Source organism: Cellvibrio fontiphilus (assembly GCF_042646205.1).
GTDB classification, from domain to species: domain Bacteria; phylum Pseudomonadota; class Gammaproteobacteria; order Pseudomonadales; family Cellvibrionaceae; genus Cellvibrio; species Cellvibrio fontiphilus_A.
The window spans coordinates 124,284-142,326 of record NZ_JBHRTF010000002.1; the positions used below are offsets into that span (position 1 = coordinate 124,284).

The following is an 18,043-nucleotide window of genomic DNA, read 5'->3' on the forward strand; positions in this document are numbered from 1 at the left end:
CTGCCCGTTTATTCAGGCAATAACTGTTCGCCGCGAATCATATCGTCAAAGGTTTCGCGCGCGCGCGCCAGGTGCATTTGATCGCCATCCACCACCACTTCGGCAGCGCGGCCGCGGGTGTTGTAGTTGGAGCTCATGCTAAAACCATAGGCGCCCGCCGACATAACCGCCAATAAATCACCCGCTTCAATCGCCAGCTCGCGATCTTTACCGAGGAAATCGCCGGTTTCACAAATGGGGCCAACCAGATCCCATTTTTTGACCTCACCGGCGTGAGGTTTTACCGGACGTATGTCTTGCCATGCTTGATACAAGGACGGGCGAATATTGTCGTTCATGGCGGCATCGATCACCGCAAAATTTTTGTGCTCGGTGGGTTTTAAAAACATCACCCTGGTGAGCAGCACACCGGAATTAGCAGAGATGGAACGGCCGGGTTCAAACATCAGCGATAATTTGCGCTCGCCCAATTTGGCTTTGATGGCCGCCATGTAGTCAGCGACTGGCGGCGGTGTTTCGTTGCGATAGGTCACGCCCAAACCACCACCCAAATCCAAATGGGAAATATGAATGCCCTGCGCGGCCAGATCGTCCACCAGAATGAGCAGGCGGTCGAGCGCATCCAAAAACGGCGTGAGCTGGGTGAGTTGCGAACCTATGTGGCAATCCAAACCTTTGATCGCAAGGCTCGGCAATTGCGCCGCGCGCGCATAAACCGCGGGCGCGCGCTCAATGGCGATACCAAATTTATTTTCTTTTAAACCGGTGGAAATGTAGGGGTGAGTGTTGGCATCCACGTCCGGGTTTACACGCAGGGAAATATTGGCGACTTTGCCTTTTTCGGCCGCGACCTGCGCGAGCAATTCCAGCTCCGCTTCGGATTCCACGTTAAAACAGAAAATGCCCACATCCAGCGCGCGCGCCATTTCTTCCACGCTTTTGCCCACACCGGAAAAGACAATGCGCGAAGGCTGGCCGCCGGCGCGCAGCACGCGCTCCAATTCACCACCGGAGACTATGTCAAAACCGGCGCCGAGTTTGGCGAGCATATTTAAAATCGCGAGGTTGGAGTTGGCTTTGATCGCGTAACAAATCATGCCGGGGTGTGAGCCCAAGGCCTGGGCGTAAGACAAATATTGCTGGGTAAAAGCGGCGCGACTATATACATAACAAGGCGTACCAAAACGCTCGGCGACCGCGCTTAAGGGAGTATCTTCAACGTAGAGTTCGCCGTGGCGCTCAGTAAAATGCTGCATAAAAAATCTCGATCTGAAATACGGGAAGTCGGATTAGGATGGATCTGTAGTGGTAGCACTGGCTGCCGGTTCTGGCGTATCCGCCGGCGCCGATTCAACCGGCGGCTGGGGTTTGCTCTGTTGTTGCGGTAAATAGAGCGGGCCTTTTTGCCCACAGGCGACAAGACCGGCCGCAAAAAACAGAATCAACGCAGGGAATACCAGGGCTTTTTTCATAACCACCACAGATCGGATAAAAACACACCAGCAGGCAGGAGCCAAACAGGAATAGTTCACAAAATGACGGGGCAGTATAACCCTGCCCCCTCAGGCTCACAACAAAACGCGACAGGGCGTAGGGCAACCCTTGGGGCAAGTGCGGAATGGGGAAAATAGCAATAAAACCCTGCCTGCCCGAGCCATCGACCAGCACAGGCAATTTACACAAGGGTTATTCAAGAGGGACTTATTCGACAGCGCAGGTTTGGCTGTGCGCGGCCAACACTGGCTGCAGTTGCGCCACCGTAATTTCATTGCCCTGGGCGCGCAAGGCCAATTCCTTAATGAGGCTTTTGAGGCCGTCCACATGGTTGGAGAACGAATGTTTGGCAAGCAGCTGCAAGGCGTCATCCTGCAGGTGCAACTCACCCGCCAAAGCAAATTCGGCGATAAAAAATTGCACCAGATCGCGCAAGTCCTCAGCGCGCTCAGCAAGCGACGGCAGCGCCAGCGGTTCGACAAAATGAATCATCCAGCCCATGCCTACGGCAACTGGATCTATATCAATCCTGCTCAGGCTGAACACCAAACTGAGCGACTCACCGCTGCGCGTGGCCGCCATCCACTCCAGGCAAAAGTGACGCAATGCCAGCAAGTCGCGCGGGGCCAGCGCATCCAGGTTGCGCAAAAATAAGCTGCCGCCGCTGGCACAGCTGCGCAGCGATTGTAAAATCGCCGCTGCCGATCCCGGCTCCCATTCGCGGCAATCCGATTCAATAAAGGGCGCGGTTTCGCTGCAGCGAATATCGTGCAAGCGGCGCGCGGCAATAATTTTGCCGGTGCCCTTGTCGGCGCGAATCAGCACCGGGCAATTCCTTTTGGCCAATTGATCTATCCGCTGATCTAATTGGCGCAAAGCGTGGCTATTGCCGACCCAAAAACATTGGTCGCCATACCAGTGAATAGAGCGATAGCGCGACTGATAGCGGCTGATCACCCGCACTATCTCGTCGATTACCATTTGCAGTTCATGGCGCAAGTCGCTGCCGGCTTGCACACCGGGCGCCATTTGCACTACCAAATACCCCAAGCGGTGGGGCGCATTGCCCACCGCGGCATAATCCACCGGCAAACTCAGCGCCGCCTCGGCCTCAAAGCCATTAAAAGGCGTGCTATTGGCTTCCTGGGTGGAAATAATAAATTCTTCCGCACCGCCGGCGGCGGCAATAAACAAATCGCGCACATCATCGACCAGCAATAAATGCCGATAACCCTGATGATTCAGACAGCGCAGCGTCACTGCCGCCTGGGCCAAACCCAAGCGGGCTGCGGCAGAGCGCAGGATTAATTTGGTCAGTGCAATAAAACTTTTATTCACCGGCACCCAGCGCGGCACCGATGACTGATTAAATTTTCGCGCGGGTCGCGCGCGGCTTTTATAGCTGCTCATAGACTGGAACAGAGCGATCATAGCGATATTCTCAAAACTCACAGGGGCGATAACTGGGAAAACATCGACATCTTGTGGCAATCTATGAGCCTTAAACCGGTTTGACCATTACACGCAATTACACGCACCTGAAATACAACACCCGGAACACCTATGGCTTATTTGTTGGATGTCGCTGCAGAGGCCTATTTTCCTCTCGCCCCCCATCACACCTTTGGCAGGCTGGCCAACAGTGTGGACACCCATATCGATAAACCCTATGTCTCCAAGTTACACGCCGCCATTGAGTGGAATGGCGAACGCTGGCGCATTAAAAATTTGGGTTTAAACGGCACCTGGATCAATGGCATCGCCATGGCACAGGGCGAAACCCGCGAGCTGGCAATGAATGATGAAATTGTGCTGGCCGCACAAAACGACCACGGCTTTAGGGTGATGGATTTACACGCACCCAACGACATGCTCTGGCCGGTGGATCGCAGCCCCCAGATGCAAACGCCCGTCTACCTCAGCCGCTACCACCTCTTGCCCGAGGGCGATGCCCCTGAGCTAGCAGTTTATTTTGATGAGCAGGCCCAGCAGTGGTATCGCGAAGCCATTGCCGAACACGGCGATGCACAGATTTTGAACGATGGCGACCTGGTGCAGTACGCTGCCGGCGCCTGGCAATTTGTGCGCGCGCAAATTTATGGCCCCACCGAAGTGAAAAGCGCACGGCACATTAACGATTTTGAATTTGTGTTTAATTTAAGCCTGGACGAAGAAACTACCCAGTTGGAATTACGCCAGCAGCAGGTGCTGGATTTAGCCGTGCGCACCCATCACTACTTATTGTTGCAGCTCGCCCGTCACCGCGCGGAAGATGCCGCACGCGGGCTGGATGCCAAAAGCCAGGGCTGGGTGTATGCAGAAGATCTGGCGGGCGAATTGGGTTTGGATAGCACTCACATGAATATCCAGATTTTCCGCGCGCGCAAACAACTCGCCGACCTGCTACCCGATGCCTTGGGGCAGCACTGCCTGCTTGAACGGCGCGGTGGGAAAATTCGCTTTGGTTGCGAGAAATTTAAAATCTACAAAGGCGAACAGCTCACCCTCGCCTCACCATCAACCTCTGGCTAACCGTGGCAATAACAAGTGACAGATAGCCAGACACACACAAAAACCCAACAAATGATTGGGCACTACCAATTGCTAGAGTCGATTGGCCGCGGCGGTATGGGGCTGGTGTACCGCGCGCGCGACACTCGCCTGGAGCGGGACGTGGCGGTTAAGTGCCTGCGCACTGAACTCTTTATAAACAGCCACGCAGAGTTTGAGGGCCACTATATAGAGCGCTTTAAACGCGAGGCGCTGCTGCTCGCCAAATTAAATCACCCGAATATTGTGCAGATTTACGATTTCATCGAAGCGCCCGAACAACTCGCGCTGGTCATGGAATTGGTAGACGGCCAAAACCTGCAAACCTATTTGCGCGAACACCTAGCCCCTATGTCGCAGCGTTTGCAGTGGCTTGCACAAATTGCCGAAGGTTTGGCCATAGCCCACGATGCCGGCATTATTCACCGCGATTTAAAAGCCGAAAATATTCTGATCAACAAACGCGGTCAGGCCAAAATTACCGACTTGGGTATCGCCAAATCGCAAGATTTTAATGCGACCCTCACCGACCACGTCGCCGGTAGCTACTGCTCCATGTCGCCCGAGCAGGCGATGGGTGAAAGCATCGGTTTTAAAAGCGATTTATTTTCGCTCGGCATTTTGGCTTATCAATTATTGTGCGGCGCCCACCCCTTTGGCGACACCAGCAACAAGCTGCAAATTATGCAGCGCATTATTTCCCACGCGCCCACACCACCGCAGCAACACAACCCTACGCTACCCGCTGAGTTTGTGGATTTACTGGGGCAGTTATTATCCAAAGATCCGAACAAACGCCCGGACAATACCCACTGGGTAGCCGCCCAGTTTAAAAAACTCAGCGCGATGAACCTGCAGGACAATAGTGCCAGCGATGATACCCAAGCACTGGCAATGCCGCACAGCAACACTAACAACAACCACATTACACGCAGCGCAGGCACGCAAGACCACCCCACCTTTGAAACGCGCTTTGTTGCGATGCCGATTGCCACCAAAATATCTGCATGGCAAAAACTTAAAAGTCATATCGCAGCGAATGCAATTACGTTTGGCTCTCTGGCGATTAGCCTGTTAATTGTTACGGGGGTGGCTGTGTGGCAACTGCAACCCAAGCCGCCGAAATATGTGGCGGTCATACCACCCAAGTTAACGGCTGAAGGAATGCAGGAGTCTCAGCAAGAGTTAGTAAAAGGCGCAGTGTACGATGCAATCCAGCAAAGTTTGATTCAGTTGAACGGATACCATTTAATCCCGGAAGATGAAATCACTGCGACTAATGGAAATAATGAGACGGTATTGAAGGCAACCGGCGCCGACGAGCTGATAACAACCGAGGTTCGCTGCAAAGTTGAATTCTGTAGCGCCACCATATCAAGATTACGGACGGACAAGCATTCAAATAAAGATAGACTGATCGTCGCAGACACAAAAACGATCGATGTATTAACAGAAAACCTGTTGGTATTAGCAGGAACAATACAGTCGACGCTAGGGAACATTTATAAAAGTGAACTTTATAATTCGTTTGTCGATATCAGCGAAAGTGAATACACCCAATTATTAACGATCAATACACGCTATATTCAGTCAGGCGCCAGTATTGATTTACTTGACCAACTGGACCAGCTAAACAGAAACACCAAGCTGATGTCCATGGCCCAAACGTTGTACACCGAAATCGGATTGGATTTACACCATGAAACCCGACTTAACTCAATTTTAGAGCGAATCCAAAATAATCTTGTAGAAGGCAACACTAGGCAAGAAAAAATAGCCTATTTCTATAACACATTTTATTTAAGCATAGAGAAGGAAGATTTTACTGCGGCAGAAAATGCGTTATTGCAACTTAAAAAATTGGCCATTAACCAGTCGTCCATTAACGAGTTATATGGATATTCAATGATTGCAAGAAATGAATACGCGCTGGCCATTGAATATTACACCAAAGCCGTTAGTGCAAAGAAAAGTGCATCGAACATTACCGCACTATCCAATGCTTATCGCTACGCAGGAGATCTGCAACTAGCAAAACAATTTATCAATGAATCGCTTGCCATATCCCCTGAAAATCATAAGACCCACAGCCTTAAAGGTTTAATTGCATTATTGGAAGGCGATATAAACGCAGCGATCAATTCATTTGAAGTTATTGCAAAGAAAAACCCTACCGATATCTACAATATGGGTAATTTAGGCCTCTGCTATACACTGAATGGAAATTATGAAAAAGCTATAGATGTATTTTCGTCTCTTGAGAAAGCCGACCCAGGCAATCTCAGCCACACCTTAAATAAAGCGGATGCTTATGATCTTGCTAAAGAGCATCTCAAGGCACAAGAGACATACAACATCATCACGAACAAAATAAACGCCAGCACAAAAAATAGTCATGATTTTATTATGCTAGCTCAAGCCTATGCCCATTTAGGAGAGTTCGATGCAGCACTCAGGTCGCTCAAGGACTTAGAAACCACTGACCCAGAGAATATTCAAACGCCTTACACGGCTGCGCTGGTTCATACATTAGCAGGCAATAAATCTGCAGCTACCTTCAATATTTCGCTATCGCTAAAAACCGGAATGCACGCGGTCTGGTTTAAATTTCCATGGTTTGACGGCTTATGCACGACCGAAAATTTCAACACGCTGATGAGCGATGCTGGAGCACGCGATAGATGCTCCAACATCAACTTATCCCGTTAAGGTCTTTTTGGATAAATAATCGGATCTTTAGACTCATAAATTGACACTGAGCCAGTTACATCATCCGTAAACGATGCAACGAATTGGAAAGGAACAATTTCTTCTGAATTCTCCAGTACATGCACGTACACCAGCAGAGTAAACCCGTTATCAATAATTTCCACTGATACATCGTTATCCGGATCTGTATCTCCATTGGGTGTTGCAACACCACCCAAGGCAAAACGCCAGGTGCCATTGGTGGCGGGGTTTTGCTGCATGCTGACCACTAAAATAGCGCGTTCAAAATGACGCTCAATCGCGGATGGATTAAGTTCAAAACGCACCGTCAAACTCGATATATCAACCGCACTGCCGCGCTCGGAAAAAATCCAATCTCCGGCTGACGCTCTGGTGGGCAGTGCAGGCGTTAAGTTGAAATACTGGATAACCTGCCCACCGCGAGGAACATTAATCTCCAAACTACAATCACCGGGCTGCTTCTTGATTGGTTTTTTCACCGTTTTTTTTGTAGTTTCGGCCACCGCTTTAACGGATTTTTTTTCGCTCTTTTTCTCTGCTTTTTTCTTGTCTGCTGCCATCTTGTTGCATTCCTATCATTAAGTGTGTGGAATCCCTAGGTGAACAACACATCAAAAAACAACAGCCTTTGAATAACGACCTTTTGATGGTGTAGCCGCCTTCATCCCGGAAAGCGACAGAAAAAACAAATCGAAATTAACGGGGATTAATATTGATAGCTCACCGACATACCCACAGTGCGCGGGCGAATCACGTATTCAAATTGGCCCTGCTCACCAAAAAAATCATCGGCGCGGCCGCCGGTAATACCACGGGTATTGGCGATATTATTCACAAAGGCACCCACACGCCAATTACGCAGCGTTACACCAAGGCGCGCACTGGCGGTGTTGTAACTATCCAGCTGTTGGTAATTGGCAAAGTTTTCATTTACCGCCGTGGTCACGTCACCCATGTGTTGAAAACTCAGGCTGCCATCCCATTCTGCATTGCCCATTGCCTTCACATATTCCAGCACCACACTCATATGCTGACGCGGTGAGCCGGGTAAACGGTCGCCGTCAAACACGGCAATATCGGCCACGGTTTCGGTCAACTCGGCATCGATAAAAGTGTAATTGCTGCGCAGGCTGAAACCGGCCGGTAATTGTGCATAAACTTCCAATTCAACACCCTGGGAGCGCGCATCACCGGCGTTGGCGAGAATTGAGCGGCCATCATCCTCTGCGGTGGTGCTCACCTGAATATCTTCCCAAGCGGTAGAGAAGAGCGCCGCATTAAATTGCAGTTGTTTTTTGAACCACTCGCTGCGCAAACCCAGTTCGGCGCTGGTGGCTTTATCCGGCGCATAAAAACGATTGGTGGTTACATCGGGCGGTGTGAGGTTAGCGCCACCGCGGCGATAACCCTCGGCCAATTGTGCATACACATTTACCAGCTCAGTGAATTTATAGCGCGTGCCGATTTTGCCCAGAGTGTCATTGGTATTATCGTCGCCGCGTTCACAACTGGGTGTGCCATCCGAGGGGAAAAAGGTGGTGCACACTTCCAATTTATCGTCGTAATTAAAATAGCGTGTACCGGCGCTGACTTCCCATTGCGGAGTTAGGTCGTAAGCGATTTCACCGTAGGCGGAATATTCATCCAGCGTTTCGGTTTGGGTAGCCAGGTATTCCAAATCGCCGGGCAATTCAGCGCCCAAAAATTCGCCAAACCCGGGCGTGTAATCACCAATATAAACATCCAGGTCATCGCGGCTATAAAAACCGCCCACCAACCAACGCAGCGGCTGGTTGCTGTCTGATACCAAACGCAATTCGGCGCTGTCTTTCACTACATCCACGGTGCTGGCGTTGTAGGCAGAGAGATCTTCGTACAAGTTGTAATACTCAACATTCGGATCAAGACCAATATACAAATCCGTCTGATCTGCACGCTCGTTATGCGCATAGTCGTAGTGATTCACGCTCGCGGTCAGGGCGGCAAAACCCATCTCATAAGTGGCGTCGATACTCGCCAGCTGCAGCTCGCCTTCCATAGGTTGCAAATAGCGGCTGGATGCGGTGTAGTCATCTTCCGTAAAACTTTCATTCGCAGCTTGGCGATCACCGACATTTATTTTTTGATAGTGATAGCTGCTGTTAAGCGCAAAATTATCCGTGGCTTGCCAGAGCAAACTGATGCGCGCTTGTTTGTTTTGATCGTCGTTGATGTCCTCTTGCTCACCGCTTAATAAATAGGGGTTATCAATAAAACCGGCGTTGTCGGTTTTACCCAGCAGCAAGCGCAAGCCCAGGGTGTTATCAATGAGCGGTGTATTCACGACCAAATCGGTGTCGTAACTCAAATCGTCACTGTGTTTGGTTTGGGAAATTTCCGCCGAGGTGCGCACCGAATATTTTTCCAGATTCGGTTTGTTGGTGACGTAACGAATTAAACCGCCCACCGAGGCATTGCCATAGAGGGTGCCCTGCGGGCCGCGCACCACTTCGATTTGTTGCAAATCTTTCAAGCTAAAAGAGGGTGGGACAAAATAGCCTTGCAGCGGCAGGTTATCTACGTAACTGGCAACCAGTGAACCGTCACCCCCCAAATCACCAGAGCCAATTTCATCCATGCGCAGGCCGCGAATAATTAACCCGGTGGGGTTGCGCGGGCCGGCATCCACAATATTTAAACCCGGCACTTGTGCCGCTATATCACTGATTGATTTTACGCCTTCAAAATTATTCACCACACTCAATGCACCGGCGTAATCCTGCAAACTTTGTTCGCGTTTGGCGGCGGTGACAATCACTTCCTCCAGCGCGGCTGATTCGGTGGCGGCCCATACCGGCGCTGCCATCAGCGGCAAAAGTGCGCAGGCAAGCGCAAGTGGAGTTTTGGTGCAGGGAGTTACGCGATTGTTTTTGTGTGCGTTGCGGCTGTTGATCATGTTCTTACTCGCTCCAGTAGTGAAATTATTTAGTACCCGCCGCCTGCGGGTTTTGGCGATACTCAGACGGTGTTTTCCCTACCAGTTTTTTAAAGAAGGTATTAAATACCGATTTACTGTTAAACCCCACTTCCAGATAAATATCCGTGATGGTTTTGTCCTTATTGGCGGGATCGATTAAACGCTTTTGCACCTCCTCGATCCGGTAGCCGTTGATGAACTCGTAAAAATTCAAATTGAAATGGCGATTGATAATCATGGATAAATCTTTTGCCGGTATCGCCAAACTCTCTGCCAACATATCCAGTGTCAGCTCGGGGTTGAGATAGGTTTTTTGGCTGCGCATGGTGCTGTCGATTTTTTCTGCATATTCCGGGTTGAGCAGTTTTTCCTGCGCATTTTTCTTAGCCGATTCGCGCGCGCCATTGCTGCTGTCTTTTTGGCGCACGGCTTCAAAATTGCTGAAGTAGCGCATGCTGGTAAACACCAGGGTGCACACCAAAACAAACAGTGCGTAGTAACCACTCAAACCAATGTATTCAATGATATTGCCACTGGGGTGCGGGGCCAGAAAATCGAAACCGGTCGCAAAACCAATCGCTTTGGAGAGCGCCAAAAAAGCCTCCATCGCGGTGACCACCAAAAAGCCCATCACCAGAATTTTGAGCCAGAGAATATCCACCTTCTCAATATTGGAATGGGTGTTTTTCAGAATGTCCTTGTATTTGTAGATGAGCAAAAAGCCTGCCACGCAGTAGGCGACACGTAGGAATTTGCAAAAGAAATCCATGCCGATATAACCCAGGCTGTACACAAAAGCTTCGCTGTTGATCCACTCCAGGCGCGTAGCCGCCGGGAATCGGTAGAAGGCCAGCAGCATAAACAGGGCAAACAGCCCCAGTGGTAGCAGGTGCAGGTAGTCCTTGGGGCGCAGGTGGAAATCGCGAAACACCAGCGACTTCACATAAAAATACAGCAGCACCGCATCCAGGTAGTAGGCAAAGCCGCCCACAAAATAAATGCCCGGTGCATGGGCGCGCACCTGCAGTTTGAAATCGGCGCCCCACAAGATTAATTCGTGCAGCGGGATAAAAGCATGGGCAATCAAAAACGCGGCGAGAAAATAATTGCTGATATTGTTGGGTGGGTTGGTGGCGATCAACAGCAGTGCAAAAAAACCGCAGAGCATGGCGGTCATGAGCAAAATAACGTCGTGAAAATTGAAGACTACAAAATCCATAGAGCTCCCCAGGTGTTTTTATTGTGACGCCGCCGGTGGTTGATGGGTTGTGCCGAGAGAGGGTGGTTGGTCTCGCGGTTGAAGGCGCCTTGGTTGTGGAGGGGATAGTATAGAAACCGCCAGCGCTGGGCCAGCCTGAATCTGCCCTTGCGCTGAAGTGGCGCGCCCGCTGCCGGCACCGGCTGTTGGTGATGTGTCACGCGCGAACCAAGGCAAATTCAGGCGCCGCGTTCGAGCAATGATTCTTTGTTCGAACGGGTTCGCTTTACATTTTTTTGCATCATTCCCGCCCCTCGAACGACAGTATTTATCCCCGCCCCCAGGATGTACGGGTCTGGCACGACAGACGCTGTATCCATCGCCGCACAAACGGCAATCCGAATAACAATAATTTTTACAACAATAATCGCCATACAGGTAGACACCATGAAACCATTAACCACCGGCGCCTTTGCGCGCCGCTGCCCAGTGTTGGTGCTGGGCCTCTCCGCCCTGCTCTTCAGCTTCACCAGCCATGCCCAAGTTAACCCGCCGGCGACCATACAGGCCGAAGCCTACAGTCATATGAATGGCATCCAACTGGAAAACACCAGCGATACCGGCGGCGGCCAGAATGTCGGCTGGATCGATGCCAACGACTGGCTTTCCTACAGCAACAGCCCGGTCAATATCGCCACTGCCGGCGCTTATGACATCGAATATCGCATTGCCAGCCCCAGCGGTGGCGGCAACATCACCTTTGAAGAAGCGGGCGGCTCGCCAGCCTATGGCAGCATCAACCTGCCGGCTACCGGCGGCTGGCAAACCTGGCAGACGGTCAGCCAGCGCATCAATTTAACCGCCGGCGTGCACCGCTTTGGCATCAAGGTGAATGCGGGCGGCTTTAACCTCAACTGGTTCCGGGTTGTACCGGTGCAAACCCAAAGCTGGACACCGCTGCCGCGCGTTAAACAAAACGGCCACCTCTGGGTGAACGCCGCCACTAACCAGCGCGTGGATCTGCGCGGCACCAACCTGGGCAACTGGCTGATTCAGGAATTCTGGATGATGGGCGGTATCATCTCCCACAGCGGCGGCGCGGTGAATGACCAATGCACCCTGGAATCGGTCATGGCGCAGCGTTTTGGCAATGCCGAGAAAGAGCGCTTGATGAAAGTCTTCCGCAGCAATTACATCACCGCGCGCGACTTTGACATGATGAAAGCCATGGGCATGAACGTGGTGCGCATCCCCTTCCTCTACAGTTTGATCGAGGACGAATACAACCCCTACAACCTGCGCAGCGACGCTTGGCAATACTTGGATTGGGCGATCAACGAAGCCGAAAAACGCGGCATGTATACCATCCTCGATTTGCACGGCACAGTCGGTGGGCAAGCAGCGAATGGCGAACAGCACGACGGCTGTGTCGGCCCGGCACAACTCTGGACCAACGCGAGCTACTGGGACCGCACCAAATGGCTGTGGGATATGATCGCGCAGAAATACCGTGGCCGTAGCGCCGTGGTCGCCTATGACCTGCTCAACGAACCCTGGGGCACAGACGCCACCACCCTCGCCAATCGCTCCTATGAATTGTTCAACGTGGTGCGCGCCAAAGACCCGGACACCATCATCCTGCTGCCCGGCCACAATTCCGGCATAGACGCCTACGGCAACCCCAATAGCCGCGGCCTGACCAACGTCTCCACCTGGATGCACTTCTACCCCGGCCTCTGGGGCTGGAACGACACCGCCAGCTACGGCGCCGGCCAAGCCAACATGTACGCCAACTGGCTGCACTGCAATGCCAACGGCACCGGTGAAAGCTGCGATTGGCGCAACAAAATCTACGGCCTGCAAACCCCCTTCTTAGTGGGCGAATTCCAACCCTGGACACTGCTCGGCAGCTACGGTGGCCAAATGACCCGCAAAGCCTACGACATCTACAACAGCTACGGCTGGGCGGCGACTAACTGGGCCTGGAAAACCACCTCAGCTACCGGCTCCAACGGCGATACCAGCGGCTGGAACTGGGGCATGGTCACCAACAGCAGCAATGGCGGCGGCATGGGCGGATTAAACGTGAGCAACGCCAGCGCTACACAAATTGAAAACTGGTTTAAACAATTCAGCACACAACCACTGGTGCGCAACGAAAGCATCGCCACCTGGATGAACTGGAAACCGGAAGTGGGCAAACGCATAGAAGCGGAAATGTTCAAAGACCACAACGGCATCCGCATGGAAACCACCAGTGATACCGGCGGCGGTTTTAATGCCGGCAGCACCGACGACAACGACTGGATGAGCTACCCCATCAACGTACCCGCCACCGGCAATTACACATTGCAAGTGCGCGTGGCATCACCCTACAGCGGCGGCATTTTAGTGCTCAGCAGAAACGGCGCGGATCTAGGCACCATCACCGTGCCCAACACCGGCGGCTGGCAAAACTGGCAAACCCTTTCCACCACTGTTTACCTCAACGCGGGGCAACAGGATTTATCGATTTTTGTCAGAAAAGGCGGCTGGAATATCAACTGGTTCCAATTAAACCCGCTGTAATTTTTTAGCAAAAACTTTCTCTCTCTAGCCCTGTTGTTAACGCAATTAATTAACAACAGTCTTTCGCCGATGCAGCAATGCATCGGCTTTTTTGTTTGTAGGTTGGAAGAGCGCAGCGACTTCCGACAAATCGCCACGCCCGAAAAATCACTACCACAACCAACAACAAATTAAAAACTTGGAAAATAAATTTAATTATGTTTGGTGTCGGAAATTGCCTTGATCTTGGGTTTGTGTCGAAAGTCGATTTAATGGTGAGTTTGTGTCGGAATTTGCCTTGATCGTGAGTTTGTGTCGGAAGTCGCTTCGCTCTTCCAACCTACGCATTATGATTTGCGACTTTTTACAGGGAGGTTTTTATGTCGGTTTATCGGCGCAATTATGTGACGGGTGGGACTTATTTTTTTCACCGTGAATTTGCTGGATCGCAGGCAAACATTATTGGTGGATTACGTTGCGCAATTGCGTAACGCAGTCGCCAAGGTAAAAAGACAGCGACCATTTATTATTGATGCCTGGGTGGTTTTGCCAGATCACATGCATGCGGTCTGGACACTGCCCGAGGGCGATAGCGATTATTCTGGTCGCTGGCGGGAAATAAAAAAGGAATTTAACCGCAACATCCCTGCCGGAGAACTCCTATCAATCGCCCGCCAACGACAAGGCGAACGCGGCATTTGGCAGCGACGCTTTTGGGAACACACTATCAAATCTGAAACCGATTATCGGCACCACATTGATTACGTGCACATCAACCCGCTAAAACACGGCCTGGTCACCCAAGTCAAAGACTGGCCATACTCCTCATTTCACCGCTACCACCAAAACGGCCTCTACCCCCAACACTGGCCCAACACAGAACCGTAGGTTGGAAGAGCGAAGCGACTTCCGACACCCCACCCCCACCAATTCCCCGCCAGCCTTGCAACACCAAAAACATCAGGATTGCGGACAAAGTAATAAACTGTATATTGCCCACACCCCAAACCGCCTACCCTAGGCGGTTCGCTCCTCATCAGGAAAAAATTCAAGGATTACATAATGCTTAATTTAAGGATCATATTTTTATTTTTTCTCTGCGCAATCCTAGCGGCAAGTGCTTCGGCCGCCGAGTTAAATTCCACAACAAGTTTTGAGCTGCCCCTTACTCACAAAGTAACAATAAAATCACCACAGGGAATTGCTTATGAGTTAGTGATATCACTGCCCGCTAGCTATAAAAACTCACCCAACAAACGCTACCCCATACTCTATTACACGGATGCTCAGTGGGACGCGCCATTGTTGAATTCCATTTACCAGGATCTGGCCTTCGACAAAGCTATACCAGAGCTGGTGATGGTTGGTATTACCTATGCCGGCGTGAAGCCCAACTATACGGTGCTACGCACCAAGGATTTAACACCAACGAAGGACGAAAATTTTGTTCGTGATTCGGGCGGTGGTGAAGCATTTTTGACGTTTATTAAAGAAACGATTATCCACAAAGTGGAAAGTGAGTATCGCGTTGATTCAACTCAGCGCGCTATTGCAGGTTGGTCGTTTGGTGGGCTATTCGCACTCTACGCCATGTACAGTGAGCCAGATCTATTTAAACGGTGTATTGCCGTTAGCCCGGCAGTGTCTTGGGACGATGAATACATCAGCCAACTGGACGATAAATTCTTTAAGGCAAACAGCAAGTTCAGCGGTCGGCTTTTTATCTCTCATGGTGCAAATGAAGCACCAGCCTTTGTAACATCCGTTTCTGGATTCCAAGACAAAGTTAAAAACAGAAAGGATTCAAACCTGCAGCTAATGAACTACAGAGTGGAGAATATGGCTCATGCGGGCGCAAAGGCCTCAGCCTATGCTCAAGGTCTTGTTTGGGCTTGGAAGGATATTCAGCCCTAGAACTGAAAAGCAGACCGCGGGAAAGCCATCCCCATTCGACAAAGCAGTCCTCATAAATAATCCAACCAACACACAGGATGTACTTATGCAAGAAAATATCTACGCCGCACCAGAAGCAAACCTTGTTGATACTGATGTAGCTTCGGTGAAGCCGGCTTTTTATGTGGTATCGCCGGTGAAATTTTTTACCTTATTCTTTTTTACCCTTGGCATGTATGGCGTTTATTGGCATTACAAGAATTGGGCGCTGTACAAGGTTGCTTACGACGACCGCGATCCTATGCCGGTTATGCGAGCGATTTTTTCAGTATTTTTCACCCACACACTATTTTCTGTAATTGATATACGCCTCAAGGCGGAAGAAAAGGACTTTGCCTGGAACCCGGGCTTATGGGCGACATTAGGGGTGGCGGCGCTGTTGGCCTCCAATATTATTGACCGTATTCCTGCAGCGGGCGCTGTGGGGGACTTATTGGCATTTATGCCTATACCACTAACATTTTTGTATGGCTTTGCGCTTTTCAAAGCCCAGCGGGCAATTAATGTGAGTTGTAATGATCCACAAGGGAAATCCAACCGCTCAATTACCTGGGCAAATTGCATTTGGATTTTTTTGGGTGCGGCGCTTTTAACGCTTGCGCTGTTAGGAGTATTTTTGCCGGGGGAATAAGCCTTACCAGAATCTATAGAGCGTTCACCTTTCATCGCCCTGAATGTGAAAACGCCGGCAAAATTTTCCGGCGTTTTTAAATGCGCAGTGCAAAATCAGCGCTACCGCTGGAACGGATTGGTGTATACCTCTATACCATCAATCATAATCGACGTTATTGCTGGATCGGTTACCTCAACACCATCGCCCACTAAAAAATATTGTGAGTAACTCCGACTGGAATCCCCGGCGGGGTTTGCGGTATCTGTTGACCCTTCCTTCACAGATTTAATTTCTTCCACGGTAAATTCACACACTTCATAGACTTTGCCACCTCGCGTAATGCTTGTTATGCCCTTGAATTGGCGAGTGCGCGTGATTGTGCTTTCCGATTGTTGTACCAGAAGGTCGTTCTCATCAAAAATGGTATAAAAACTGAAGTTACTTTTTTGCTCAAAGGTCTCGCTGAATTTAATGCCAGCAGGAAAGCGATAGCGAATTTCGTTGCTCTGCGGGCTGTAGGTTTCTTCAAAAACAACGTTGCGGAGAGTTTGATCAGGCGTGTTATGTTCGGGATTTTGCTCATAGCCTGCAGCCAGTTCAGCAACCGTTTTGACGCTCGGGTTTACTGATTTAAGTTGATACCCAAATGTACCCCAGCAGGTTTTGTTTGACAGATCGCTGGCAGTACTGAAACAACTTTTGATTTGATGCTCTTGAACCAAAAGATTGCCCGCTCCCTCTGGCATGGAGCGGGTATTCTCCAAGCGATGCTCGAAAAGGTTGTGATTTTCCAAACCCGAGGTAGCAAGGCTAAATACATGGCGTTTGGTATGAACCTGAGTGCGCAACTGATACAGCAGCGGATTAAAACAGGCCTCGGCAGTTTGCTCCTGATCACCTTTCGGCAAGGGGAACTTATGGGTTTGTCCTGCTATCAATTCATGCATCAAGCTCATATAGTCCAGTGCAGCTGTCTGCCGAATACCTGTCGCTAACTGATCCAAAACCATGTCCCACGCATCGCCAATTACCAATTCGCCATCAAATGGCTTGAACTCACCTTGCGGTAACGCGTAACCATTGGATTTAAACAAGGCGAGCAGCCGGGCTTGTGCGTCAGCCAACAAAGGCAAAATATCGGTTACTGAACCTTGTTCGTACCATGCAGGCGACGGCAGGCCGGAAGCTAGCGTCAGGGTCATATCGGTGAAGGGGGTAATATTTACTCGCCCTGCTTGTACCGCAACCCCCTGTAGACTTATCGCAGGGTTTTCCGTGTGTGCGTGCAAAGCACAGGGTAAATCCAGCGCTACAACCTGCCCTGAAAATTCGCCCTGTGCGTTGGTGGTCACAGTGCTGCTAAAACCTGAGCCACCCTGACATTTGGCCTCCACCCTGGCGTTTGCCAGCGCGGCCCCTGTAGCAACCAAGCCAGATATTGTCACTTTCTTTTTAGCGAACTGAACCGATAGCTGGCAGCTGCCCGTTACCGGCGCCGAGGTATAGTCATTGCCGTTCAGATTACCCACACCGCAACCGCTAACCGATTCCACTTGGTATCCGGTGTCAGGTTGCAACAGCAGGCTCCAGGTATCGCCGTGCAGGATAGTTGCCTGATTGACCGCAATACTGCCGCCGTCATTTGCAACTGCCGATACCTGGTAGGCGTTGCGCACAAATACTACGTTTACGGTGCAGCTTGCAGACAGGTTGCCCGTCACATAGCTATTGCCTTGCAGGCTGCCATTACAGCCTTGAATAGTCCCGAGGCTATAACCCTCGCCCGCTACCACAGTAAAACTGGCTGATGTCCCCAGCGGAATACTCGATGCCGATGGAGAAACACTGCCGCCGGTCGTTGCCGATATCGACACCAGTACACTGGCAGCGCTGGATTTATTGGAACCTCCCCCTCCACCGCCCCCGCAGGCTGACAACAGCAAACTCAAAATAAGCAGATAGTTTTTACTGATCATGGTGCTTCCATATAAGTCATATCACA

14 protein-coding genes are annotated in these 18,043 nt (G+C 50.8%); 6 read left to right on the plus strand and 8 right to left on the minus strand.

Annotation, left to right across the window (positions count from 1 at the left end; translation table 11 throughout):
• Nucleotides 1–8 precede the first annotated feature (8 nt).
• From lysA to ACFODX_RS02460, 3 genes are all read right to left on the minus strand, one after another.
• A complete protein-coding gene (gene lysA, locus ACFODX_RS02450; protein ID WP_378115707.1) occupies nucleotides 9–1,256 on the minus strand; it encodes a diaminopimelate decarboxylase in 1,248 nt (415 codons plus the stop codon).
• A 33-nt stretch (nucleotides 1,257–1,289) separates the two neighbouring features.
• Nucleotides 1,290–1,472: an LPS translocon maturation chaperone LptM gene (gene lptM, locus ACFODX_RS02455; protein ID WP_378115708.1), complete on the minus strand. Its 183-nt coding sequence runs from the start codon at nucleotides 1,470–1,472 to the stop codon at nucleotides 1,290–1,292.
• Between the two features lie 229 nt (nucleotides 1,473–1,701).
• Nucleotides 1,702–2,925: a sigma 54-interacting transcriptional regulator gene (locus ACFODX_RS02460; RefSeq protein ID WP_378115709.1), complete on the minus strand. Its 1,224-nt coding sequence runs from the start codon at nucleotides 2,923–2,925 to the stop codon at nucleotides 1,702–1,704.
• 132 nt (nucleotides 2,926–3,057) lie between these two features.
• Here ACFODX_RS02460 and ACFODX_RS02465 point away from each other — a divergent pair, with 132 nt between their 5' ends.
• On the plus strand, nucleotides 3,058–4,026 hold the full coding sequence (locus ACFODX_RS02465) for an FHA domain-containing protein (protein WP_378115710.1): 969 nt from the start codon (nucleotides 3,058–3,060) through the stop codon (nucleotides 4,024–4,026).
• 51 nt (nucleotides 4,027–4,077) lie between these two features.
• Nucleotides 4,078–6,753 carry a protein kinase domain-containing protein gene (locus ACFODX_RS02470; RefSeq protein WP_378116944.1) on the plus strand — a complete coding sequence of 892 codons (2,676 nt, stop codon included), beginning with the start codon at nucleotides 4,078–4,080 and terminating at the stop codon, nucleotides 6,751–6,753.
• Here ACFODX_RS02470 and ACFODX_RS02475 read toward each other — a convergent pair.
• The 4 genes from ACFODX_RS02475 to ACFODX_RS02490 all read right to left on the minus strand — a co-directional run bounded on the left by ACFODX_RS02475 (nucleotide 6,750) and on the right by ACFODX_RS02490 (nucleotide 11,362).
• Entirely contained in the window at nucleotides 6,750–7,334 is a 585-nt protein-coding gene (locus ACFODX_RS02475) for a DP-EP family protein (protein ID WP_378115712.1), read from the minus strand. The genes ACFODX_RS02470 and ACFODX_RS02475 overlap by 4 nt on opposite strands.
• A gap of 146 nt (nucleotides 7,335–7,480) precedes the next feature.
• Entirely contained in the window at nucleotides 7,481–9,709 is a 2,229-nt protein-coding gene (locus ACFODX_RS02480) for a TonB-dependent receptor (RefSeq protein WP_378115714.1), read from the minus strand.
• 25 nt (nucleotides 9,710–9,734) lie between these two features.
• Nucleotides 9,735–10,949, minus strand: a complete 1,215-nt coding sequence (locus tag ACFODX_RS02485; RefSeq protein WP_378115716.1) for a helix-turn-helix domain-containing protein — start codon at nucleotides 10,947–10,949, stop codon at nucleotides 9,735–9,737.
• A 218-nt stretch (nucleotides 10,950–11,167) separates the two neighbouring features.
• A complete protein-coding gene (locus ACFODX_RS02490) occupies nucleotides 11,168–11,362 on the minus strand; it encodes a hypothetical protein (protein ID WP_378115718.1) in 195 nt (64 codons plus the stop codon).
• Between the two features lie 13 nt (nucleotides 11,363–11,375).
• Here ACFODX_RS02490 and ACFODX_RS02495 point away from each other — a divergent pair, with 13 nt between their 5' ends.
• The 4 genes from ACFODX_RS02495 (at nucleotide 11,376) to ACFODX_RS02510 (ending at nucleotide 16,059) form a co-directional block, all read left to right on the plus strand.
• Nucleotides 11,376–13,496, plus strand: a complete 2,121-nt coding sequence (locus ACFODX_RS02495) for a carbohydrate-binding protein (RefSeq protein ID WP_378115720.1) — start codon at nucleotides 11,376–11,378, stop codon at nucleotides 13,494–13,496.
• 390 nt (nucleotides 13,497–13,886) lie between these two features.
• Complete coding sequence (locus tag ACFODX_RS02500) at nucleotides 13,887–14,363, plus strand: REP-associated tyrosine transposase (RefSeq protein ID WP_378115722.1); 477 nt, start codon at nucleotides 13,887–13,889, stop codon at nucleotides 14,361–14,363.
• 174 nt (nucleotides 14,364–14,537) lie between these two features.
• Entirely contained in the window at nucleotides 14,538–15,389 is an 852-nt protein-coding gene (locus tag ACFODX_RS02505) for an alpha/beta hydrolase (protein ID WP_378115724.1), read from the plus strand.
• A complete protein-coding gene (locus ACFODX_RS02510) occupies nucleotides 15,346–16,059 on the plus strand; it encodes a hypothetical protein (protein ID WP_378115726.1) in 714 nt (237 codons plus the stop codon). Before ACFODX_RS02505 ends, ACFODX_RS02510 begins: the two co-directional genes overlap by 44 nt.
• Before the next feature lie 101 nt (nucleotides 16,060–16,160).
• Here ACFODX_RS02510 and ACFODX_RS02515 read toward each other — a convergent pair whose 3' ends face one another.
• Nucleotides 16,161–18,017, minus strand: a complete 1,857-nt coding sequence (locus ACFODX_RS02515) for a carboxypeptidase-like regulatory domain-containing protein (RefSeq protein ID WP_378115728.1) — start codon at nucleotides 18,015–18,017, stop codon at nucleotides 16,161–16,163.
• Nucleotides 18,018–18,043: the final 26 nt, after the last annotated feature.

Coding starts and splice junctions, on each gene's coding strand:
- ACFODX_RS02515 (WP_378115728.1), bottom strand. CDS start 18,017: ATGATCAGTAAAAACTATCTGCTTATTTTGAGTTTGCTGTTGTCAGCC.
- ACFODX_RS02475 (WP_378115712.1), bottom strand. CDS start 7,334: ATGGCAGCAGACAAGAAAAAAGCAGAGAAAAAGAGCGAAAAAAAATCC.
- ACFODX_RS02510 (WP_378115726.1), top strand. CDS start 15,346: ATGCTCAAGGTCTTGTTTGGGCTTGGAAGGATATTCAGCCCTAGAACT.
- lptM (WP_378115708.1), bottom strand. CDS start 1,472: ATGAAAAAAGCCCTGGTATTCCCTGCGTTGATTCTGTTTTTTGCGGCC.
- ACFODX_RS02480 (WP_378115714.1), bottom strand. CDS start 9,709: ATGATCAACAGCCGCAACGCACACAAAAACAATCGCGTAACTCCCTGC.
- ACFODX_RS02465 (WP_378115710.1), top strand. CDS start 3,058: ATGGCTTATTTGTTGGATGTCGCTGCAGAGGCCTATTTTCCTCTCGCC.
- lysA (WP_378115707.1), bottom strand. CDS start 1,256: ATGCAGCATTTTACTGAGCGCCACGGCGAACTCTACGTTGAAGATACT.
- ACFODX_RS02470 (WP_378116944.1), top strand. CDS start 4,078: ATGATTGGGCACTACCAATTGCTAGAGTCGATTGGCCGCGGCGGTATG.
- ACFODX_RS02505 (WP_378115724.1), top strand. CDS start 14,538: ATGCTTAATTTAAGGATCATATTTTTATTTTTTCTCTGCGCAATCCTA.
- ACFODX_RS02495 (WP_378115720.1), top strand. CDS start 11,376: ATGAAACCATTAACCACCGGCGCCTTTGCGCGCCGCTGCCCAGTGTTG.
- ACFODX_RS02485 (WP_378115716.1), bottom strand. CDS start 10,949: ATGGATTTTGTAGTCTTCAATTTTCACGACGTTATTTTGCTCATGACC.
- ACFODX_RS02490 (WP_378115718.1), bottom strand. CDS start 11,362: ATGGCGATTATTGTTGTAAAAATTATTGTTATTCGGATTGCCGTTTGT.
- ACFODX_RS02460 (WP_378115709.1), bottom strand. CDS start 2,925: ATGATCGCTCTGTTCCAGTCTATGAGCAGCTATAAAAGCCGCGCGCGA.